Source organism: Arthrobacter sp. EpRS71 (assembly GCF_001512285.1).
Lineage (GTDB): Bacteria > Actinomycetota > Actinomycetes > Actinomycetales > Micrococcaceae > Arthrobacter.
Window position 1 is genome coordinate 491,093 of record NZ_LNUV01000003.1, and the last position, 20,030, is coordinate 511,122.

A 20,030-nucleotide genomic window follows, 5' to 3' on the forward strand; every position below is an offset into this window, starting at 1 on the left:
CAGAAGGGCTCAGCTCATGTCCGCAGTCACTACGTTCGCTGATTTTCGTACTACTCAGGCGCCTGCCCGCCTGCGTCTCACCCGGCGGGGACGGATCGTCTTCTTCGGCATCCCGGCCATGCTGTTGGTGGCGGCGTTGCTGAGTCTCGCCGGTTTCATCAACTCCCCGGCGAAGGCCGCGGACTCGCAGTCCCAACTTCGTCCGCCTGTTGCGGTCACTGTTACGGTCCAGCCGGGCCAGTCACTGTGGGGCATCGCCGGTGCAGCTGCTCCGGAGCGGGACCCCCGTGATGTCATCGCCGAGATCATCCAGCTGAACGACCTCCGGGGCGGCCGCATTCTGCCCGGCCAGCAGCTGTTCGTCCCCGCAAACTGATCCGTTCAGCATCCGCGAAAGCCGATGGTCGGGCGTCACAGTTAGTTGCCAGTCCCGGCCGCCCCTTAAACTGGGTTGGTGAGTGACCAGCTTGAGCGACTTGACCGACTTCCCCTTCGGACCAACCTGCGTGGATTGAGCCCCTACGGCGCACCGCAGCTTGATGTCCCCATCCTGCTCAACGTCAACGAGAACACTCATGGTGTCCCTGCCGATGTCCAGGCCGCTATTACGGAGGCCGTGGCCGCCGCAGCCACGGGACTGAACCGCTACCCGGATCGAGAGTTCACTGAACTCCGTCAAGCCCTTGCCGAGTACCTGGGCCACGGGCTTTCTCCGGATAACATCTGGGCCGCCAACGGCTCCAACGAAGTTCTGCAGCAGATCCTCCAGGCTTTTGGTGGACCAGGCCGCAAAGCCCTGGGTTTCCCACCCACGTACTCCATGTACCCACTGCTCGCCAGTGGCACTGACACCGAGTATGTCCGCGGAGTCCGCGCAGACGACTACGGGCTGGACGCCGAATCGGCCGCTGCTCAGGTGCGGGAAACGGGCGCCAACATTGTTTTCCTGTGCTCGCCCAACAACCCCACAGGTACGGGCTTGGGATTGGACGTCGTCGAGGCTGTTTACGAGGCCGGCGAAGCCAGCCAGGCCATTGTGATCGTGGACGAGGCTTATCACGAGTTTGCGCACGACAATACTCCAAGCGCGCTGACCCTGCTGCCCGGCCGTGAGCGGCTGATTGTCTCGCGCACCATGAGCAAGGCTTTCGCCCTTGCCGGTGCCAGGCTCGGGTACATGGCGGCGGCTCCTGAAGTTACCGACGCCATCCGGTTGGTTCGCCTTCCGTACCACCTGTCTGCTGTTACTCAGGCAACAGCCCTTGCTGCGCTGAACCACCGCGAAGCCCTCATGGCCGACGTCGAAGACATCAAGGTCCAACGCGACCGGATTGTGACTGAACTGCTCCGCATGGGCCTCAAGCCTGCTGCTTCAGACTCCAACTACGTATTCTTCGGCGGGCTGGAGGAGCCGCACGCCATATGGCAGGGCCTGCTGGACGCCGGTGTGCTGATTCGTGATGTCGGTATCCCCGGGCACTTGCGTGTCACTGCAGGAACCGAGCCGGAAACCACTGCCTTCCTGGAAGCTTTGGAAACCCTGCTGGACGGCACCGCGCCACACCGCGCCTAAACTTGTTCCTAGACCCAACCCACCCTTCGTGTATAAGGACGTCCCAATGAGCGAAACCGGCGCTACGCCGACCGCTGCCCGCACCGCGCGCATGGAGCGCACCACCAGTGAATCGTCGGTTCTGGTGGAGATTAACCTGGACGGTTCAGGTGTCTCGGATATCAGCACCTCGGTTCCGTTCTATGACCACATGCTGACGGCCCTGTGCAAGCACTCCCTGATTGACATGACCGTCAAGGCCACTGGCGATACCCACATTGACGCGCACCACACCGTGGAAGACGTTGCCATCACGTTTGGCGAGGTCCTGCGCACGGCACTGGGCAACAAAGCAGGCATTCGTCGCTTCGGTGAAGCAACGGTTCCTTTGGACGAAGCCTTGGCGCACGCCGTCGTGGATGTCTCCGGACGTCCCTACCTGGTACACGGTGGCGAGCCGGCCGGACAGGAATACCACCTGATCGGCGGACACTTCACGGGATCGTTGACGCGCCACGTCTTTGAAGCCATTACGCTGCACGCCGGAATCTGTCTCCACATGAACGTGCTGGCCGGCCGCGACCCCCACCACATCGTCGAGGCCCAGTTCAAGGCCTTTGCGCGCGCATTGCGTGCAGCTGTTGAGTCCGATCCCCGTGTGGAGGGCATCCCCTCCACCAAAGGCGCACTATGAGCGGCCAGATTCTGAATAACGGGGCTGTGGCTGACGCCATAGCGTCCGTCAAGCCGGAGTCGCCTGAAGGCAAGCCCACAGTCACGGTGCTGGACTATGGTTCGGGCAACGTCAGGTCCGCTGTTCGTGCCCTTGAACGTGCCGGTGCCCACGTGGTGCTGAGTTCCAAGCCCGAAGACGTCCTGAATGCTGATGGTCTGGTGGTGCCCGGAGTCGGCGCTTACGAGACTGTGATGAAGGAACTTAAGTCCGTTGATGCCATCCGTATGATCGGACGCAGGGTGGCCGGTGGTCGTCCTGTGCTGGCCATCTGCGTGGGCTTGCAGGTTCTCTTCGAGGCCGGCGTTGAGCATGGCACCGAATCCGAAGGCATGGCCGAGTGGCCCGGCAAGGTTGAGCTCCTTCCCGCGCCCGTGGTTCCGCACATGGGCTGGAACACAGTGGACGTCCCGGAAGGCTCCAAGCTTTTTGCCGGGGTGGAACAGGAACGCTTCTACTTTGTGCACTCCTACGGGGTTCAAGAGTGGAATTTCGACGTCGTTCAGCCCCGCATGGCCCCTCCCATGGTGACGTGGTCCGAGCACGGCGCACGCTTCATTGCCGCAGTGGAGAACGGCCCCCTCTGCGCTACGCAGTTCCACCCGGAGAAGTCCGGCGATGCCGGAGCCCGGCTTTTGCGGAATTGGGTGGACAGTCTCCGGAAGCCCGCCGCGGAAGCATCCGGAAGCGGTGCCGCGTAGATGTGGTGGTCGGTGATACTGATGGGCCTTGCCGGCCTGCTGGTGGGTGGGGGTATCTCCTTCCACCAACAGAAGAAGCCCCGGTGGGTCTCCATTTCTTTCTATGTGCTGGCCGGGATGTCCCTGCTGGCCGCTTATCTCTTGACGCTGGGTAGCTGAACCAGTAGTTCTGCGCACCGCGTCACCTTCGAACTCCAAGGACACACATGACCTCCTCCGCCCAGTCCGTTCTGGAACTCCTGCCTGCCGTTGACATTGTTGACGGCCAGGCGGTCCGCCTCCTGCAGGGAGAAGCCGGCTCGGAAACCAGCTACGGGACACCTCTGGAAGCAGCAGTGAACTGGCAGAACGCCGGTGCCGAATGGGTTCATATGGTGGACCTCGACGCTGCATTTGGCCGGGGGGACAACGCCGCGCTCATCAGCGAGGTGGTATCGCAGCTCAACGTCAAGGTGGAGCTCTCCGGCGGACTGCGGGATGACGAGTCTCTTGAGCGTGCACTGGAATTGGGTGTTGCCCGCGTGAACCTTGGCACGGCAGCGTTGGAGAATCCAGAGTGGACCCGGCGTGCGATTGAGCGCTTCGGTGACAAGATCGCCGTCGGCCTTGATGTCCGCGGCACAACGCTTGCTGGACGTGGTTGGACCAAAGAAGGCGGCGACCTCTGGGAGGTTCTGGCACGCCTTGAGGATGCGGGTTGTGCCCGCTACGTCGTCACCGACGTGACCAAGGACGGAACGCTTCAGGGCCCGAACGTGGAACTCCTCCGCCAGATGGTGGAGAAGACCGGCAAGCCGGTGGTCGCCTCCGGCGGTATCTCCAGCTTGGAAGATCTCCGTGTTCTCCGCGAATTGGTACCGCTGGGTGTTGAAGGCGCGATCGTAGGCAAGGCTCTCTACGCCGGCGCCTTTACGCTGCCCGAAGCGCTGGACGTTGCCGGCCGCCGCTGATGCACCACGACGGAGGTCATCAGCACGAGGATCAAGGCCATGTCCGGCGTGAGCTTCCCGGCCATATCGCGGCCGCATTGGCCGGTGCCGGGGGAGCCACTGACTCTGCCGGCCAGCCGTGGTCCGGTAGGAGCCTGAGTGGTGATGACGCGAAGATCCATAACTTCGAAGACGACGACGGTTCTGCGGATCCTGGCTATGTTGCTGCCATTGCGGCGTTGATCGAGGGGACGGGCAGTGAGGCTGACGTTGTGGCCTCCCTGGCTACGGCACGGGTTTTCGTTCCCGTCGTTGCCCAGCTGGCTGAGGAAGCCGAAGGCGTAGATGGCCTGCACGCTGACAAACAAGCCGATATGGCATTGGTCACACTCAAGGCTCCTGACGGTCGCACCGCCATGCCGGTCTTTACCTCCGCTGCCGCCCTTGAGGCATGGCATGCGCAGGCGCGTCCTGTGGCTGTTTACGCCGCGCGCGCGGCCCTGTCCGCGGTTTCGGAGGGCGCGCAGCTGTTGGTCATGGACCCTGGCTCCGACTTCGCCTTCGTGGTGCGGCGCCCTGCCATGTGGGCCCTCGCCCAACAGAAGAACTGGACGCCGTCATACCTTGATGATCAACTGGAGGCAGCTCTCGCTTCAACGGTCTCGGCATTTCGGACGGTCCGTCGCCTTGAGACGCAGCCCGGTGGCGGCGTTGCGTCGCTGACGGCTGACGGCCGCCGCGTTTCCGGGGGCGGTGCAGGGCCGGAACTGCGTGTGGTGCTCTTCCTCGAAGATGGACTCGACGCCGTGGCTGTGCAGACCCTCGTTGCTCAACTGAACGAGGCTTGGGCACGGATGGATTCCTTTGCCGAAGGCGTTGATTCCATGGAAGTAAAACTGCAGCGCGCCGCACAGGAGCCCGCGCGGCAATAATGGCGGTGCCGGTTCCCGGGGCTGCCCTGGGGAACTAGAGGAATTTGCCAGTGAACTTTGCTCTCTACAAAGAGATGCTGTCCATACGCCCTGTCCGGCGTCTGCTCGTCGTGGGCATGATTGCCCGTATTCCACACTCGGCGGCAGGCGTGCTCCTCACCCTGCACATCGTGTTGACCCTCGGCCAGGGATACGCGGCCGCGGGCGCAGCAGCTGCCGTCATGACCATTGGCATTGCGCTGGGCGCCCCGTGGCGTGGCCGCCGGGTGGACATGGTGGGCCTGCGTAAGGCACTGATCCCTTCAGTTGTCTCGGAGACCGTCATCTGGTCCATAGTCCCGCACGTTTCGTATGAGTGGCTGTTGCCGCTGGTGTTCGTTGGCGGCCTTTTCACGCTGCCGATCTTCAGTGTTGTCCGCCAGTCACTGGGCGTTATGGTCGACGGCGAGCAGCGGCGTTCGGCGTTCGCCCTGGACTCCATCGCCACCGAGCTGGTCTTCATGATTGGGCCGGCTGTTGGGGCAATCGTCGCCACCAGCGGTTTCTCGGCGATTGGACTCACGGCCGTTGGCGTTTCCGTCTCTGTGGCCGGGCTGTTCCTGATGTGGTTCAACCCGCCTACCCGCAGCGAAGTGGTGTGCACCCCGCAGGAGTCCGCGGACCGCGCGGCAGCCGATCTCGCTGCTGCTGAGGCTGCCATGGTGGCGTCAGCACCGGCCCATGTTCAGGAAGCGGCGTCGGAAATGGCGTCCTCGACGTCCAGAACAGCCGCTCTGCGGAGTCGCGTCGCCAGGAACTTCACGTGGTTCACGGTCTCTGTTGCGGCACTTTTTGCGGTGGCCGCTGGATCCGGCATGGTTCTGAGCGGTTCCGATGTCAGCATTGTGGGGCTCTTGGAACGTGGTGGGCACGAGAATGAAATTGGCATCGTGTTCTTCTTCTGGTGCGCATCGTCAGTGGTGGGCGGCCTCATCTACGGGTCAATGAAGCGGTCCGTCTCGCCCATGCTCCTGCTGCTGGGTATGGCCGCTCTCACCATCCCGATGGGCTTTGCCCAGGACACCTGGACACTGGCGTTCCTCTCACTCCTGCCGGGCCTGCTGTGCGCCCCCGTTCTGTCTGCATCTTCCGAGAAGGTAGCCGACCTCGTGGAGGAGGAGCGCCGGGGTGAAGCCATGGGCTGGTACGGCTCCGCACTGACAGCTGGAGTCGCGCTCGGCGCACCTCTGGCCGGGGTCTTCATCGACACCGTGGGTCCTTCCGGTGGTTTCGCTGCCATCGGAATTGCCGGCGTCGTGCTCTGCGCGGCCGGACTGATCCTGACGTCCCTGCGCCGCCGGGCAGCGCGGGTCTGAAAAGCTCACCGAACGACGACGGCGGGTCGACCATCTGTGGTCGACCCGCCGTCGTTGGTTCTTACCGTAGTTGGGGCTAGTTCACCGGTCCGGTGAACTTTTCGCCCGGACCCTTGCCCGGAGCGTCGGGAATAAGTGAAGCTTCGCGGAAAGCCAGCTGCAGGGAGCGCAGGCCATCGCGCAACGGGCCTGCATGCTGGGAGCCGATTTCCGGGGCTGCTGCGGACACCAGTCCGGCGAGGGCCGTGATCAGCTTGCGGGCTTCGTCCAAGTCTTTGAGGTCCTCGGCATTGGGGTCATCGGCCAGTCCGACTTTGACGGCTGCCGCACTCATGAGGTGAACGGCGCCGGTGGTAATGACTTCCACAGCCGGTACTTCAGCGATGTCGCGGATCTGCTGGGACACCCCGGCATCGGCGGCAGGGGAGGCGTTTTCGCTGTAGGAGTTGCGGGAATTGCTGTCTTCAGTGCTCATACTGGTAAGCTTGTCACAGACCGACTGGAAGTCGTTATTCAGGGTTAATATCCGCAGTCAACGTTCCCGCCTTCCGCAATGTGCGCTTGGCGGGATGTTTCTGTAGAATTGTCTTTCAGTTTGCAAGCGGAGTTCTCTCCCACCCGCGTCAGCCGTTCCCTCAGGGGACAGGATCCCTTTTGGGACAAGAGGTTGCCGGGTACCTGGTCGGACACTTGTGGAAGCATGGCTTCCGGAAGTGCGTGCTTCCTTGATGGAAGTGCAGCCGATCTTCGAGGCCTTCGATTGCACCAGCAATTGGGGGCCTTCTCTATTTGCCGGTGACATCACCACAACCACAGGAGCTTTAACATTAGCGAGCCAAGAATCAATGAGCGTATCCGCGTCCCCGAGGTGCGGTTGGTCGGTCCTGCCGGCGAACAGGTAGGAATTGTCCGCATCGAGGACGCCCTGCGTCTTGCTGCCGAGTCCGATCTCGATCTCGTTGAAGTTGCCCCGCAGGCTAAGCCTCCTGTTTGCAAGTTGATGGACTTCGGCAAGTACAAGTACGAAGCCGCAGTGAAGGCCCGCGAGGCCCGCAAGAACCAGACAAATACGGTTCTCAAGGAAATCCGCTTCCGCCTTAAGATCGACAAGCACGACTACGAAACCAAGCGCGGACACGCGCTTCGGTTCTTGGGTGCCGGCGACAAAGTCAAGGCCATGATCCAGTTCCGTGGCCGTGAGCAGCAGCGTCCCGAGATGGGCATCCGCTTGCTGCAGCGTTTCGCTGAAGACGTTGCCGAGGTTGGCATCATCGAGTCCAGCCCGCGCATCGATGGCCGCAACATGGTCATGGTGATCGGCCCGCTGAAGAACAAGGCTGAAGCCAAGGCCGAGGCCCGCCGCGCTACGCAGCGTGCTGAAGCCAAGGCACAGAACGAGGCCAAGGCATCCGGACGCGTTGACACCACGGGCGAGCAGGCTCCGTTGACTCAGAGCCTTGCTGATCTTCTTCCCGAGGGTTTCAAGGTCTCTGAAGAGGAGACCAAGCAGGAAACTGCTGAAGCCCCCGAGGCACAGGCACCGGTTGCTGAGGAAGCTCCGGTTGCTGAGGAATCCGCACCCGTTGCTGAAGAGGCTCCGGTTGTTGAGGGAGCTCCGGTTGTGGAAGAGGCTCCCGTTGTTGAGGAAGCCCCCGTGGTCGCAGCTCCTGTTGCCAAGGCAGCACCGGCTCCGGCGAAGGCTGCACCGGCCGCCAAGGCAGCACCCGCAGAGGCAGCTCCGAAACCAGCTGTTCCGGCCGCAGCCCCGAAGCCTGCAGTTCCTTCGGCTCCGAAGCCCGTCGCCAAGCCGGCAGCTCCCAAGCCGGCAGCTCGGCCCGCGGCCCCCAAGGCTGCACCGAAGCCTGCATCACGCAAGACCAACTAGTTCAACGCCGCGGAGGCCTCGCTTCCATCGGCAAGCAACCAGCATGCCGGCCCTTGTAGGCCGGCTGCACGAAAGAATCGCGGACTTGTCCGTGGATACGTAAGGAGATCGGTTCCCATGCCGAAGATGAAGACCCACAGCGGTGCTAAGAAGCGCTTCAAGCTGACCGGTACCGGCAAGCTGAAGCGTCAGCAGGCCAACCGCCGCCACTACCTGGAGCACAAGTCCTCCAGGCTGACCCGTCGCCTCGCCGGCGACAAGCTCGTCTTCAAGGGCGATGCCAAGGTCATCAAGAAGATGCTCGGCGTCTAAGTTCCAAGTTCTTTGGTCACTGCCATCCGGCAGGGACCGACTACACCAAAAGCCTTCTCAGGCCGGCCGGGTTTCCGGCAGTAGCAGCTTGGGATAAAGATTTCTGAAGGAGTACGCACGTGGCACGTGTGAAGCGGGCGGTAAACGCCCACAAGAAGCGCCGGGTTGTCCTTGAACGCGCAAAGGGTTACCGCGGACAGCGTTCGCGCCTGTACCGCAAGGCCAAAGAGCAGCTGCTGCACTCGTTTGTGTACAGCTACGGTGACCGTCGCAAGAAGAAGGGTGACTTCCGTCGCCTCTGGATCCAGCGTATCAACGCTGCATCCCGCGCCAATGGCCTCACCTACAACCGTCTGATCCAGGGCCTCAAGGCCGCTGAGGTTGAGGTTGACCGCCGCATGCTGGCCGAGCTGGCCGTTTCCGACGCCAACGCTTTCGCCGCTCTGGTGAACATTGCCAAGGCTGCACTTCCGGCTGACACCTCCGCTCCGGCTGCGGCTGCTGCAGCTCCCAAGGCTGCCGCTCCCAAGGCTGCCAAGGTTGCTCCGGCTGCTGCCACCGCAACGGCTGTCAAGGCTGCAGTTTCCGAGAAGCCGGCTATCGACGGCGCAGTTGCTGCTGATGGCGACGAAGCTCCGGAAGGCTACGCCATCAAGGGCAACGCTGAGTCCAAGAAGTACCACGTTCCGGGTTCCACCTGGTACAACACCACCGCTGCTGAGTACTGGTTCTCCACCGTTGAGGCTGCAAAGGCTGCCGGCTTTGAGCCTGCAGGTGGCGAAGCCCGCCAGCAGATCAAGAACTAGTCGCAACTGCCACTAAAGTTCTTTATATGAACGAAACCGGGCGCCCGCAAGACTTTCCGATGACCAACCCCCGAGCTGATCGGGTGAGGGACGTCGCCAAGCTTGCCGGGCGCCCGGCCCGTTTAAAGCGCGGACGCTTTCTTGCAGAGGGTCCGCAGGCGGTCCGTGAGGCGTTGACCCTGCACCGTGAGCGCATGGCGGCGGGAGGTTCCGCCGTCGTACATGAAGTTTTTGCCAGCGAAGCGTGCCTGGAGCGTCTTCCTGAGCTTGCCGACCTCGCGCGGGCAACGTTGCTCCGGTTAGCCAGTGACGAAGTCCTTGCCGCCATGGCCGACACCGTGAATCCGCAGGGGATCGTGGCCGTGTGTAGCTTCTTGGACGTCAGCCTGGATTCGGTGCTGGACTCCAGTCCCCGCCTGATAGCGGTCATGTGCCAGGTGCGCGACCCCGGTAATGCCGGGACGGTACTGCGCGCGGCGGACGCCGCAGGTGCTGATGCGGTCGTCCTCACCGGCTCGAGCGTGGACATCTACAACCCTAAAGCTGTCCGTTCCACGGCCGGTTCCCTCTTCCACCTGCCGGTTGTGCTGGGTGCCGATGTTGAGGAGCTTGTTGGGTACTGCCGGGAGCGAGGCATCGGCATCCTGGCTGCGGACGGTTACGGGACCGTCAACCTGGACACACTGCAGGATGAGAACGCCGCGCGGAGACTGGGGAATGAGTCGGTGACCTCGGACTATGCCCTGGAGTCTCCCACTGCGTGGCTGTTCGGCAATGAGGCGCAGGGGTTGTCTGAAGCTGAGCTTGCGTTGGCTGACCACAGGGTGGCCGTGCCGGTCTACGGGGCAGCCGAGAGCCTGAACCTGGGCACCGCAGCTACTGTGTGCCTCTACGCCAGTGCGCGTTCCCAACAGGGCGCCAGGGTGGGGAAAGCGTAAACAGCACGTCCGCAGGTACGGTATTGCTTGCAAGATCAGCCGAGGACGACTCTTCTTGGTAAGTTCCAGACTTTCCCAAACTGAAGAGGTGAAGCTTCTTTGCTGTTGGGGGAGTCTGCAACGAAGGAAGACGTCCAGCGCATTACAGCCGCCCTGGAAGCTGACGGAACGCGCATCATCCACCTCAAGACCCTGCACTTGTCATCTACCTCGAACCAGACATCGAGCGCGTTCAGGCGCCGCAGCTTTAGGTTGCTGCGGCGCAGCTGTTTCGTGATGCCGGTGGCGATCAGGTGGCCAGCGGCTTTTTGCGTTCCAGCAGGCCGCTGAGCAAAGCTACTCCGAGGCCCAGGATAGCCAGCACCGCGCCTACCAAGGCAGGAGCCACATAGCCCCAACCCCAGGCAATCACGGTGCCGCCGAGGAAGGCTCCGAGCGCGTTTGCGATGTTGAGGGCTGAGTGATTCAGCGAGGATGCCAGCGAGGCAGCGCCCGGTGCAGCGTCCAGGAGCCGGGTTTGCAGTGCAGGGGTCAACATGGAGCCCACTCCGCCCACCACGAACGCCATGATGAATGCAGCCCACGCCCAGTGCGCGGCAATTGCGTAGACCACCAGGGCCACCGCGATTCCGGGCATGACCCAGTAGATGGTGCCCATCACGGACTTATCAGCAAGGCGTCCACCAAAGATGTTGCCAACCACCATTCCCAGTCCGTAGAGGGCCACCACGGCGGGGATCAGGTTCTCCGGTATGCCGGCTACAGAGGTCATGGTGTGCGCGATGTAGGTGTAGACGGCGAAGAAGCCACCGAATCCAATGATGCCGATCAGAAGCGCCAGCCACACCTGGAGCCGCTTGAGGGCACCCAGTTCGCGCCGGATACTCGCCTCGGGGTGGGCCGCTTCGAAGGGAACGAACTTCCACACCATGGCAACGGTGAGTAAGCCGATGGCTCCCACGATCACGAAGAGGAGGCGCCACCCGAAGGTCTGGCCCACCCACGTGGCTGCCGGGACGCCGATGACGTTGGAAACGGTCAGGCCCGCCATCACCATGGAGATCGCCCAGCCCCTTTTGGTGGGGGCTACGAGGCTGGCGGCTATGACGGCTGCCACGCCGAAGAATGCACCGTGCGGCAGGCCTGAAGCAAAGCGTGAAAGCAGCATGAACCCGTAGTCGGGGGCGATGAAGGATGTCAGGTTTGCCACGCTCAGGAACAGCATGAGGCCCAGGGCCAGGTGTTTTCTTGGCAGCTTTGCCCCGAAAGCGGCGAAGACCGGGGCTCCGATAACAACACCCAGGGCATATGCGGAGATGAGGTTCCCGGCCTCAGGAGTGCTGATGGCCAGCCCTTCTTCGATTTCCTTCAGCAGGCCCATCATGGCGAACTCGGTGGTGCCGATGGCGAATCCGCCCATGGCCAACGCCAGTATGGCCAGGCCAAGGTGCTTCTTGGCTGCTTTGGCAGTGGCGGAGGGGGACACGGTGGTAGTCATAAGCCTGCTTCTTGAAGGTGCCTTGTGGGCCGGGGAGGTGCGGAGAAAATCCGATAACAAGCTTAGTCCCGCGCTGGCGTCTTGACGCCGGTTTGTGACGATGCCCATTGCCCGGACCGCCATAGACTGGTGCGGTGACTGCACTGATTAACGTCGTGGGCGCCGCCGTCGTGGACTCCCTGGAAGCCCCCACCCGCCTGCTGGCCGCTCGCCGCACAGCACCACCCCAATTTGCGGGGATGTGGGAATTTCCGGGCGGCAAGGTGGAAACGGGAGAAACTGCGGAGGCCGCCCTGCACCGTGAACTCGCCGAAGAACTGGGAGTTCACGTGGGCCTGGGGCCGGAGCTTGAGTCCGGTAACGCCGCCGGGTGGACGCTCAATGAGCGCGCGTCCATGCGGGTATGGTTTGCCGAACTGACCGCGGGGGAGCCACGGCCCCTTGAAGATCACGACGAACTGCGCTGGGTGTCGTTGGCTGACCACGACCAGGTTTTAGGCCTTCGGTGGATTCCGGCGGACCTGCCGATAGTCCGGGCACTACTGGAACGGGTAGCCGCTCCAGCGTGACAACGGAAACTAGAAGAGCGGCTGCTGCCCCGGGAGGGGAGCGGAGGCGGCTTCAGGGGCCGCTGCGGGTCCCGTAACGGTGCGGGCATTCCGATGGCTGAATCCGGACGTACCGGTAAAGCCATACTTCGCCTTGAAAAAGGTAATCCTTCCGGTGAGCCACGTGCGGTACTCCTTGGAAGCATAGGATCCTTGGCCATAGAGCCGCCGGTACTTGCCCACCAGTTCCGGGTGCTGTGCAGCCAGCCATTGCATGTACCACTCGCGTGTTCCGGGCTTGAGGTACAAAGCGCCGGCGGTGACTCCTGTGGCGCCCGCCTTGGTCAGTTCAGTGAAGAGGGAATCGAGAGCTTCGTCCGAGTCCGTGAGCCACGGCAGGATCGGCATGGCCATGACCCCGCACCCTAATCCGGCAGCACGCAGCCGTGCAATGAGCTTGAGCCGGGCCTTGGGGGATGGAGTTCCAGGTTCAATGAGCTCCGCAAGATCCTGATTGGTCATGGCCAGCGAGATGCCAAGGTCCACAGGAACCTGGGCAGCGGCGTGCTTGAGCAACGGGATATCACGGGCCAGCAGTGTGCCTTTGGTCAAGATGGAGAACGGTGTTCCGGAATCGGCGAGGGCCCGGATGATTCCGGGCATGAGGGCGTAGCGACCCTCTGCGCGCTGATAGGGATCGGTGTTGGTGCCGAGGGCAACTTGGGGCCGTTCCCACGATGGCTTGGCCAGCTCTTTGCGGAGAACCTCCGCTGCGTTGATCTTGACCACCACTTGCGAGTCGAAGTCTCGTCCGGCGTCGAATTCCAGGTAAGTGTGGCTCTTGCGGGCAAAGCAGTACACGCAGGCATGGCTGCATCCGCGATACGGATTGACTGTCCACTCAAAGGGCATGGCGGAACCGGAAGGCACCTTGTTGAGCACTGACTTTGCGGTGACCTCATGGAAGGTGACTCCGGAGAATTCGGGTGTCGAGATGGAACGCACAAGTCCGGCAAGCGGCAGCAAGGCATCCAAAGCCGGGGCAGGGCCCGGAACCTTGATTCCACTGGTCTCTGACGCCGGTCCACGCGTTGGTGAAAGTGCTTGTGCGTCCCATCTCATGGACTCCATTCGAAGGTATGTTCGAATAAATGTCAAGGCCGTCCTTAGAAGTCCGGTGATTGAGGAGCCGGGCGTTGCTAAGGTTGGCCCATGATTCTGCTGACAGGCTTCGAACCGTTTGGCGAGGACACTGTGAATCCTTCGTGGCTGGCAGTCCGGCGGGCGAGCGAGCTGCTCAACGCGCAAGGCATTGCTGTTGAAGCCGTGGAGCTGCCGTGCGTTTTTGGTGAGTCGGCAACAGCTCTCAGCGATGCCATGACCCGCCTGAATCCGGACATTGTGGTCTGTACCGGCTTGGCCGGAGGCCGTGGACGGATCTCCCTGGAACGTGTCGCCATCAATTGCGATGACGCCCGAATACCGGATAACAAGGGTCAGCGTCCCATCGATGAGGAGGTCGTCCCCGGCGGGCCTGCGGCGTACTTTTCCAGCTTGCCCATCAAGGCTGCGCTCCGGAACCTCCAGATCGCGGGAATCAAGGGAGAAGTCTCTCAATCTGCGGGCACCTACGTGTGCAATCACATCTTCTATGCGCTGATGCACTCCTTGGCAGCAAAGCCCGGCATCCGCGGCGGATTCGTCCACGTTCCCTACCTGCCGGAACAGCTTCCGGAAGGCACCGCAGTGCCGTCCATGCCCTTGGAGACCATGGCGGAAGGAATCGCCGATATTGTCAGGACTGCCCTGCACGCGCAGGCCGACGTGAAATTTTCGGCCGGGGCTATCCGCTAAACCAGCTCCCATTCAACCCGGATGCTCGCTGAAACTGAGGACTCTCCTGCTTCCACGGGCATGGCCTCCGCGGAGAAGGACGCCCGCACCATCCCACCCAAGGGGAGGGGGCTGCCGTGCAGCGGCTCTTGGGAGATGGAAACCACCTTCCCAAGCCGGGAGGAAGCCAGCGCAGCGTACTGTTCGGCTCGGGCCACAGCATCCTGCCACGCAGCCTCCTGCGCTTGGGCGGTGACAGAGGAAGAGTCAGCAAAGCCCTGTTCGATCCCGTTGATCCGGATGTCGTCTCCGCCGGCTGCCACTGCCGCAGCAATCGCAGCCGGAGCGTCCGCCTGGGAACGGATGCCCACCTGCAGATTGGTGGACGCCACATAGGCTGTTACTTTCTGACCTTGCCCCTCCACCCAGACCAGATCGGCGCGAAGGTTCAACCCGCTCGTTCGAAGATCTCCGGCGGAAACACCGGCAGCCCGCAAACTGCTTGCAACAGCGTTGGCCGCTTTGCCGGCGTCGTCATAGGCCTCGGCGGCTGTCCCTCGGCGCGTTTCCACCCCGAGCGTTAAGGTCACCAGGTCCGGAACAGCCTTTGCGCTGGCGGTCCCGGTAACAGTGATGGTTCGGTTCATGAAGAGGCCTCGATTCGCGGGTCCGCAGGACTGCCCTGCCGGCGGTGGTGAGTGTCAACGTAGCCGCCGGCCACCAGGCCGGCCTGCCGTTCAAAGAAATTCCTCGACGCCGGATTCCCGCTTCGAAGCATGGACCAACCGGCGGCGATGCCGTAGAGGGCGAGGAAAGGAAGGCCCAGGCAGTACGCGTACTGGGTACTGTGCCGCTCCTCATGCCCCAAAAGCACTGTGTTCGTGCCGGCCACGCCCTGCGGCGCCCGGTGCAGGATGACATTTCCCAGGGTGAAGGCGCCGGCGTGGGGGAGTGTCCAGTGGTAGCCGGACGCAATCAGAAGCCCGCGGGGGCCGTGGGCTACGGCGCACCCCGATGCGGCTGCCACCACCAATCCCAGCGGCGTGGACAGGTTGAGGACGTTTGCGATCTGCCGTAGGCGTTGCGCGGGAGTCATGAAGCAATGCTAGCCCCGTGGCGTATGGCGCGGCACGGGTGGCGGGGATACGCTGATCGGGCACCCGTCGGTGCCGCACTCACATTGGGGGAAGAAGGAAAATGAACGCGAAACGCGCCTTGGGCGTCGTCGGTGTACTGCTCGCACTCATGCTGGCTTTGACAGGTTGCGTCAAGCTCAACATGTCCGTGAAGGTCAACAATGAAAAGAGCGTTGACTACGAGGTGGTCTACGCAATCCAAAAATCCGTGCTGGGAGACAAGTCCTTCGACGAATTCATGGAGTCGAACGGTACCGGAAGCCAGGGGATGGACATCCCGGACGGTGCCACAGTGGTGGATTACGAGGACGAGAAGTACAAAGGCAAGCGGATCACCGCTGCCAACCTGGACCCAGCCAAGCTGGCGGAGTCCTCCAGCTCCGAGAGTCCGTTCGAACTGAAAAGGGACGGCGACTTCTACGTCATCTCCATGGGTGGAGTGACCGGCAGTGAAAGCGGCGACGCCTCATCATCTGCCATGGCGAAGTCCATGTTCGACGAAGCCTCCGTCACGTTCACTTTCCCCGGCAAAGTGGTGGAAGCCAACGGCGCCACCGTGGACGGTAACAAAGCCACTTTCGACATGTTGTCCGTCAAGGACACGGTGGTCCAAGCCAAGGCCGAGGCCAACGCCGGAATTCCCCTGTGGATCATCTGGATCCTCGTAGGAGTTCTCGTCATTGCCGCCGCGCTGGTCCTGCTGTTCGTCCTGTTGCGCAAGAGGTCGTCCCAGCAGCAGCCGGCGCTCGCCGGTGCAGCTCCGTATGGACAGCCGGGTTATGCAACCCAGCCGGGCCAGGAGGGCTACCAGTCCCAGCCCCAACCGCCGGCCCAGCGCCCCCAGCAAGACTGGGCAGGGCAAGGTTACACGCCGGGTGCGCCGGCTCAGCAGCCCACCCAAAGCCCGGGAACCCAACAGCAGCCCACCCAACCGCCAAGCCAACCGCCAGTCCAAGGGCACGACGACGGCCCGGTACCTCCGCCGCCGTCGGCACCGCCCGCTTCCGGCGCCTAGGCGCTGCCGGATTTCCGGGACAGCTACTGCCCCCTCAGCGGTTCCCGCCGGGTCATGGGCTGTACAAATACACGGCGGTTAAATCCCGACTGTGAGGTTCAACTAGACTGAAGGGTAGTGCCTGCCGTCCGCGGCGAGCACTACCCTTTCGTTTTGCAGGCCTGCCTTGCCGGGCCGTTCCCTACTCGTAGCTAAGAACAGTAGATGACTGACACTTTGCCAGGCGCTGCCATCCCGAATCCGCTGGATGAAGCCGCCATCACCGCCGCCGTCGAGGACGCCATTGCTGCTATTGCGGCTGCGTCCTCCCTTGAAGAACTCAAGGCTGTCCGCCTCGCCCACACCGGTGAGAAGTCGCCGCTGAGCTTGGCCAACCGTGAAATCGGTGGCCTCGCCAAGGAACACAAGGCTGCCGCCGGCAAGCTCATGGGTTCATCCCGTGGCCGGGTCAACCAGGCGCTCGCAGCCCGGACCCAGGTTCTCGAAGCCGAGAACGACGCCCGCATTCTGGTGGAGGAAACCGTGGATGTCACGGCGGGTCCGCGTCGCCGGCGTGCCGGTGCACGGCACCCTCTGTCCACGCTGCAGGACCGCGTCTCAGACATCTTTGTTGGCATGGGTTGGGAAATCGCCGAAGGCCCCGAAGTGGAGTCCGAGTGGTTCAACTTTGATGCCCTGAACTTCAAGCCGGACCACCCGGCGCGCGAAATGCAGGACACGTTCTTCGTGGAGCCGCCCGAAGCCCACCTGCTGATGCGCACGCACACCTCGCCGGTGCAGGTTCGTTCCATGCTGGAACGCGAAGTGCCCATCTACGTTTTGTGCCCGGGCAAGGTGTTCCGCACCGATGAACTCGATGCCACGCACACGCCTGTCTTCCACCAGTTCGAAGGGCTGGCGATCGACAAGAACCTGAGCATGGCGGACCTCCGTGGAACGCTGGAGCACTTCGCCCGCCAGATGTTCGGCGACGAAGCCTCCATCCGCCTGCGGCCCAACTACTTCCCGTTCACCGAGCCGTCCGCGGAGCTCGACATTTGGCACCCGGGTGCCAAGGGCGGTCCGCGGTGGATCGAGTGGGGCGGCTGCGGCATGGTCAACCCCAACGTCCTCCGGGCAGCCGGCATCGATCCGGACATCTATTCAGGTTTTGCCTTCGGTATGGGCATTGAGCGCACGCTCATGTTCCGCAACGAGGTCGGCGATATGCGCGACATGATCGAAGGCGACGTACGTTTCAGCGAGCACTTCGGGATGGAGATCTAACAGTGCGTATCCCACTTTCCTGGCTGCGTGAATTCGCGCAGGTTCCGGCCGATGCAACGGCCGAAGACGTCATGGCTGATCTGGTCAAGGTTGGTTTTGAAGAAGAAGAAGTTCACCGTCCCACGGATGAGCTGACGGGTCCCGTTGTGGTTGGCCAGGTTCTGAGCCTGGTCAAGGAGCCGCAGACCAATGGCAAAACCATCAACTGGTGCCAGGTCCGCGTGGTTCCTGAGGGCCAGGAACAGACCCTGACCGGCGAGGGCATTGATCCTTCCGGCGTGCAGGGCATCATTTGCGGTGCCCACAACTTTGTGGAGGGCGACAAAGTGGTTGTCACCCTGCCGGGCGCTGTTCTGCCCGGAAACTTCCAGATCTCGGCGCGCAAGACCTACGGTCACCTGTCCGCGGGCATGATCGCTTCCGTCCGTGAGCTGGGTATCGGCGATGACCACGACGGCATCCTGGTACTCTCGCGCATCGGACTGGACCCGGAAATCGGCTCAGACGCGATGGAACTGCTTGGTCTGTACGACCAAGCAGCCGAAATCAACGTCACCCCGGACCGCGGTTATGCCTTCTCCATCCGCGGTGTGGCCCGCGAGTACGCCCACGCTACAGGAACGTCGTTCACGGATCCCGCGTCCAAGGTCAACGCACCGGCTTCCCTGCAGGGCGGCTACGGCGTCAAGCTCAACGACGACGCGCCCATCTACGGCAAGCCCGGATGCGACCGCTTCGTGGCCCGCACGGTCCGTGGCGTGGATGCTTCCCAACCCACGCCACCGTGGATGTCCTCCCGCCTTCGCCTGGCCGGCGTCCGCTCCATTTCGCTGCCGGTAGATATCTCCAACTACGTCATGCTGGAGCTTGGTCAGCCGAATCACTGCTATGACCTCGATAAGCTTGCCGGCGACATCGTGGTTCGCCGTGCAGTGGCAGGGGAGAAGATCACCACCCTCGATGACAAAGAGCGCACACTTGACGTCGAAGATCTCCTGATCACGGATGACTCGGGTGCCATTGGCATTGCAGGCGTGATGGGCGGTGCGCACACCGAGGTGTCCGATTCCACCACGAACATCCTGGTGGAGGCCGCACACTTCGATGAGGTCTCCATCGCCCGGTCCCGTCGCCGGCACAAGCTGCCGTCCGAAGCGTCCAAGCGCTTCGAGCGCGGGGTTGATTGGCACGTTGCCAACATCGCTGCGCAGCGCGTCGTTGACCTCTTGGTGGAACTTGCCGGGGGTACGGCAGACGAGGCCGGGACCGACGTCGGAACCGCCCCTGAGGCTGTCACCATTGAACTGCCCGCCGAGTTCGCCGCCGCCCGGATCGGCATCGATTTCACCGAAGAGCAGATCACCACGTCCCTGGTGGACCTGGGTGCAACTGTGGAGAAGACGTCGTCGGGTTACGTTGTGACCGCTCCGAGCTGGCGCAATGACCTCGAAACCAAGGAAGACCTCTCCGAGGAAATCGCGCGGCTGGTGGGCTACGACAACATCCCCTCCACACTTCCGGTGGCGCCTCCCGGCCGGGGCCTCAGCCGCAGCCAGCAGCAGAAGCGCCGTGTGGTCCAGGCTTTGGCTGATGCAGGTCTTACCGAGGTGCTGTCCTACCCGTTCGTCTCCAAGGCAGCCAACGACACCTTCGGCGTGGCTGCTGAAGGCGAAGCACGTCCTGCGTTGAAGCTGGCGAATCCGATCAGCGAGGAACAGGGATTCCTCCGGACTTCCATCCTGCCGGGTCTGATCGAGGTTGCCCGCCGCAATCTCTCACGCGGTTTCCGCGATTTGGCGGTGTACGAGGCCGGTTCGGTCTTCCTCCCGGGCGAAACGCTGGGCACGGATTCCATCCCGCCGCTGGGCGTCAAGCCTGCCGATGAGGTACTGGATGCACTGTACGACGGCGTCCCTCACCAGCCGCTGCACATCGCCGCAGTCCTAACCGGACATGATTCACCGGCCGCTGCGACGCACACGCCTCGGGCGTGGGATTGGGCAGACGCTCTTGACGTGGCACGCCTGATTGCCGATGTTCTGGGCGTGGAATTGGTTGTCAGCCAGGGAAGCCACCAGGCGTTCCACCCTGGCCGTGCAGCTCAGCTCGCGCTGCGCAACGGCGACGTAGTGGGCTACGCCGGCGAGCTCCACCCGAAGTTGCTGGCTGCGCACGACATGCCGGCCCGCTCCGTGGCGCTTGAAGTCAATGTGGAAGCGTTGTTCGAAGCTGCTGCTGACGTGATCGTGGCCAAGCACATCTCCGGATTCCCGGTTGCGACGCAGGACGTTGCCTTGGTTGTCCCGCAGGACGTGCCGGCGGACCAGGTTCTGGCAGCGCTGCGTGAAGGTGCGGGCGAGCTCCTCGAAGACGTCGCGCTGTTCGATGTCTACTCGGGTCCCGGAATCGACGAAGGTAAGAAGTCACTGGCTTTCGGCCTCCGCTTCCGTGCTGACGACCGCACGCTGACCGCGGATGAGGCTTCTGAAGCCCGTGCCGCAGCTGTTGCTGTTGCAGCCGAGCGCTTCGGAGCTGTCCAGCGCTGACACTGCTCGCGATTGATCATCCCCGGAACCATCTGGTTCCGGGGA

Annotated in this window: 22 protein-coding genes and 1 pseudogene; 18 read left to right on the forward strand and 5 right to left on the reverse strand. The window is 62.7% G+C overall.

What is annotated here, in order from left to right; all coding sequences use genetic code 11:
* Positions 1–16: 16 nt before the first annotated feature.
* The 8 genes from AR689_RS05065 to AR689_RS05095 all read left to right on the forward strand — a co-directional run bounded on the left by AR689_RS05065 (position 17) and on the right by AR689_RS05095 (position 6,202).
* A complete protein-coding gene (locus AR689_RS05065) occupies positions 17–376 on the forward strand; it encodes a LysM peptidoglycan-binding domain-containing protein (protein WP_024820374.1) in 360 nt (119 codons plus the stop codon).
* Positions 377–454: 78 nt separating this feature from the next.
* Positions 455–1,573, forward strand: coding sequence for a histidinol-phosphate transaminase (locus AR689_RS05070; protein ID WP_062067665.1), 1,119 nt, complete (start codon positions 455–457; stop codon positions 1,571–1,573).
* Between the two features lie 46 nt (positions 1,574–1,619).
* Positions 1,620–2,246 (forward strand): imidazoleglycerol-phosphate dehydratase HisB, encoded by a 627-nt coding sequence (hisB, locus tag AR689_RS05075; RefSeq protein ID WP_024820376.1) that lies wholly within the window; start codon positions 1,620–1,622, stop codon positions 2,244–2,246.
* Positions 2,243–2,986 (forward strand): imidazole glycerol phosphate synthase subunit HisH, encoded by a 744-nt coding sequence (hisH, locus tag AR689_RS05080; RefSeq protein WP_062067668.1) that lies wholly within the window; start codon positions 2,243–2,245, stop codon positions 2,984–2,986. Before hisB ends, hisH begins: the two co-directional genes overlap by 4 nt.
* Positions 2,987–3,145: a CG2302 family histidine operon protein gene (locus AR689_RS23285; RefSeq protein ID WP_502686007.1), complete on the forward strand. Its 159-nt coding sequence runs from the start codon at positions 2,987–2,989 to the stop codon at positions 3,143–3,145.
* A gap of 47 nt (positions 3,146–3,192) precedes the next feature.
* Complete coding sequence (gene priA, locus AR689_RS05085) at positions 3,193–3,936, forward strand: bifunctional 1-(5-phosphoribosyl)-5-((5-phosphoribosylamino)methylideneamino)imidazole-4-carboxamide isomerase/phosphoribosylanthranilate isomerase PriA (protein WP_062067671.1); 744 nt, start codon at positions 3,193–3,195, stop codon at positions 3,934–3,936.
* The gene (locus AR689_RS05090; protein WP_062067674.1) at positions 3,936–4,847 is read left to right on the forward strand and encodes an SseB family protein; all 912 of its coding nucleotides are present in this window, start codon (positions 3,936–3,938) and stop codon (positions 4,845–4,847) included. The genes priA and AR689_RS05090 overlap by 1 nt, the downstream gene beginning before the upstream one ends.
* A 50-nt stretch (positions 4,848–4,897) precedes the next feature.
* Positions 4,898–6,202 (forward strand): MFS transporter, encoded by a 1,305-nt coding sequence (locus AR689_RS05095; protein ID WP_062067676.1) that lies wholly within the window; start codon positions 4,898–4,900, stop codon positions 6,200–6,202.
* Between the two features lie 76 nt (positions 6,203–6,278).
* On the opposite strand, the gene AR689_RS05100 is transcribed toward AR689_RS05095, so the two are convergent.
* A complete protein-coding gene (locus tag AR689_RS05100) occupies positions 6,279–6,677 on the reverse strand; it encodes a DUF1844 domain-containing protein (protein WP_062067679.1) in 399 nt (132 codons plus the stop codon).
* Between the two features lie 393 nt (positions 6,678–7,070).
* On the opposite strand from AR689_RS05100, the gene infC reads away from it, so the two are divergent.
* From infC to AR689_RS23845, 5 genes and pseudogenes are all read left to right on the forward strand, one after another.
* A complete protein-coding gene (infC, locus tag AR689_RS05105; RefSeq protein WP_062067682.1) occupies positions 7,071–8,087 on the forward strand; it encodes a translation initiation factor IF-3 in 1,017 nt (338 codons plus the stop codon).
* A 117-nt stretch (positions 8,088–8,204) separates the two neighbouring features.
* Positions 8,205–8,399, forward strand: coding sequence for a 50S ribosomal protein L35 (gene rpmI / locus AR689_RS05110; RefSeq protein ID WP_011774324.1), 195 nt, complete (start codon positions 8,205–8,207; stop codon positions 8,397–8,399).
* A 119-nt stretch (positions 8,400–8,518) separates the two neighbouring features.
* Positions 8,519–9,205 (forward strand): 50S ribosomal protein L20, sunset domain variant, encoded by a 687-nt coding sequence (gene rplT / locus AR689_RS05115; RefSeq protein WP_062067685.1) that lies wholly within the window; start codon positions 8,519–8,521, stop codon positions 9,203–9,205.
* Positions 9,206–9,231: 26 nt separating this feature from the next.
* On the forward strand, positions 9,232–10,143 hold the full coding sequence (locus AR689_RS05120; RefSeq protein WP_062067688.1) for a TrmH family RNA methyltransferase: 912 nt from the start codon (positions 9,232–9,234) through the stop codon (positions 10,141–10,143).
* 96 nt (positions 10,144–10,239) lie between these two features.
* Positions 10,240–10,344 (forward strand): annotated as a pseudogene (locus AR689_RS23845) (cation diffusion facilitator family transporter); the annotation flags it as partial.
* Positions 10,345–10,432: 88 nt separating this feature from the next.
* Here AR689_RS23845 and AR689_RS05125 read toward each other — a convergent pair.
* Positions 10,433–11,641, reverse strand: a complete 1,209-nt coding sequence (locus AR689_RS05125; protein ID WP_062067691.1) for an MFS transporter — start codon at positions 11,639–11,641, stop codon at positions 10,433–10,435.
* Between the two features lie 134 nt (positions 11,642–11,775).
* On the opposite strand from AR689_RS05125, the gene AR689_RS05130 reads away from it, so the two are divergent.
* On the forward strand, positions 11,776–12,210 hold the full coding sequence (locus AR689_RS05130) for a (deoxy)nucleoside triphosphate pyrophosphohydrolase (protein ID WP_062067694.1): 435 nt from the start codon (positions 11,776–11,778) through the stop codon (positions 12,208–12,210).
* 9 nt (positions 12,211–12,219) lie between these two features.
* On the opposite strand, the gene AR689_RS05135 is transcribed toward AR689_RS05130, so the two are convergent.
* On the reverse strand, positions 12,220–13,311 hold the full coding sequence (locus tag AR689_RS05135) for an Rv2578c family radical SAM protein (RefSeq protein ID WP_062068626.1): 1,092 nt from the start codon (positions 13,309–13,311) through the stop codon (positions 12,220–12,222).
* A gap of 90 nt (positions 13,312–13,401) precedes the next feature.
* On the opposite strand from AR689_RS05135, the gene pcp reads away from it, so the two are divergent.
* On the forward strand, positions 13,402–14,043 hold the full coding sequence (gene pcp, locus AR689_RS05140) for a pyroglutamyl-peptidase I (RefSeq protein ID WP_062067697.1): 642 nt from the start codon (positions 13,402–13,404) through the stop codon (positions 14,041–14,043).
* Here pcp and AR689_RS05145 read toward each other — a convergent pair.
* Positions 14,040–14,669 (reverse strand): SIMPL domain-containing protein, encoded by a 630-nt coding sequence (locus AR689_RS05145; RefSeq protein WP_062067700.1) that lies wholly within the window; start codon positions 14,667–14,669, stop codon positions 14,040–14,042. The genes pcp and AR689_RS05145 overlap by 4 nt on opposite strands.
* Entirely contained in the window at positions 14,666–15,118 is a 453-nt protein-coding gene (locus AR689_RS05150; RefSeq protein ID WP_062067703.1) for a hypothetical protein, read from the reverse strand. Before AR689_RS05150 ends, AR689_RS05145 begins: the two co-directional genes overlap by 4 nt.
* 101 nt (positions 15,119–15,219) lie before the next feature.
* Here AR689_RS05150 and AR689_RS05155 point away from each other — a divergent pair, with 101 nt between their 5' ends.
* From AR689_RS05155 to pheT, 3 genes are all read left to right on the forward strand, one after another.
* Positions 15,220–16,173 (forward strand): LppM family (lipo)protein, encoded by a 954-nt coding sequence (locus tag AR689_RS05155; protein ID WP_062067706.1) that lies wholly within the window; start codon positions 15,220–15,222, stop codon positions 16,171–16,173.
* 204 nt (positions 16,174–16,377) lie between these two features.
* Positions 16,378–17,439 carry a phenylalanine--tRNA ligase subunit alpha gene (gene pheS / locus AR689_RS05160; RefSeq protein WP_062067709.1) on the forward strand — a complete coding sequence of 354 codons (1,062 nt, stop codon included), beginning with the start codon at positions 16,378–16,380 and terminating at the stop codon, positions 17,437–17,439.
* 2 nt (positions 17,440–17,441) lie between these two features.
* Entirely contained in the window at positions 17,442–19,985 is a 2,544-nt protein-coding gene (gene pheT, locus AR689_RS05165; RefSeq protein WP_062067712.1) for a phenylalanine--tRNA ligase subunit beta, read from the forward strand.
* Positions 19,986–20,030 lie beyond the last annotated feature (45 nt).

Coding starts and splice junctions, on each gene's coding strand:
- AR689_RS05065 (WP_024820374.1), top strand. CDS start 17: ATGTCCGCAGTCACTACGTTCGCTGATTTTCGTACTACTCAGGCGCCT.
- hisB (WP_024820376.1), top strand. CDS start 1,620: ATGAGCGAAACCGGCGCTACGCCGACCGCTGCCCGCACCGCGCGCATG.
- hisH (WP_062067668.1), top strand. CDS start 2,243: ATGAGCGGCCAGATTCTGAATAACGGGGCTGTGGCTGACGCCATAGCG.
- AR689_RS23285 (WP_502686007.1), top strand. CDS start 2,987: ATGTGGTGGTCGGTGATACTGATGGGCCTTGCCGGCCTGCTGGTGGGT.
- priA (WP_062067671.1), top strand. CDS start 3,193: ATGACCTCCTCCGCCCAGTCCGTTCTGGAACTCCTGCCTGCCGTTGAC.
- AR689_RS05090 (WP_062067674.1), top strand. CDS start 3,936: ATGCACCACGACGGAGGTCATCAGCACGAGGATCAAGGCCATGTCCGG.
- AR689_RS05100 (WP_062067679.1), bottom strand. CDS start 6,677: ATGAGCACTGAAGACAGCAATTCCCGCAACTCCTACAGCGAAAACGCC.
- rpmI (WP_011774324.1), top strand. CDS start 8,205: ATGCCGAAGATGAAGACCCACAGCGGTGCTAAGAAGCGCTTCAAGCTG.
- AR689_RS05120 (WP_062067688.1), top strand. CDS start 9,232: ATGAACGAAACCGGGCGCCCGCAAGACTTTCCGATGACCAACCCCCGA.
- AR689_RS05125 (WP_062067691.1), bottom strand. CDS start 11,641: ATGACTACCACCGTGTCCCCCTCCGCCACTGCCAAAGCAGCCAAGAAG.
- AR689_RS05135 (WP_062068626.1), bottom strand. CDS start 13,311: ATGAGATGGGACGCACAAGCACTTTCACCAACGCGTGGACCGGCGTCA.
- pcp (WP_062067697.1), top strand. CDS start 13,402: ATGATTCTGCTGACAGGCTTCGAACCGTTTGGCGAGGACACTGTGAAT.
- AR689_RS05145 (WP_062067700.1), bottom strand. CDS start 14,669: ATGAACCGAACCATCACTGTTACCGGGACCGCCAGCGCAAAGGCTGTT.
- AR689_RS05150 (WP_062067703.1), bottom strand. CDS start 15,118: ATGACTCCCGCGCAACGCCTACGGCAGATCGCAAACGTCCTCAACCTG.
- AR689_RS05155 (WP_062067706.1), top strand. CDS start 15,220: ATGAACGCGAAACGCGCCTTGGGCGTCGTCGGTGTACTGCTCGCACTC.
- pheS (WP_062067709.1), top strand. CDS start 16,378: ATGACTGACACTTTGCCAGGCGCTGCCATCCCGAATCCGCTGGATGAA.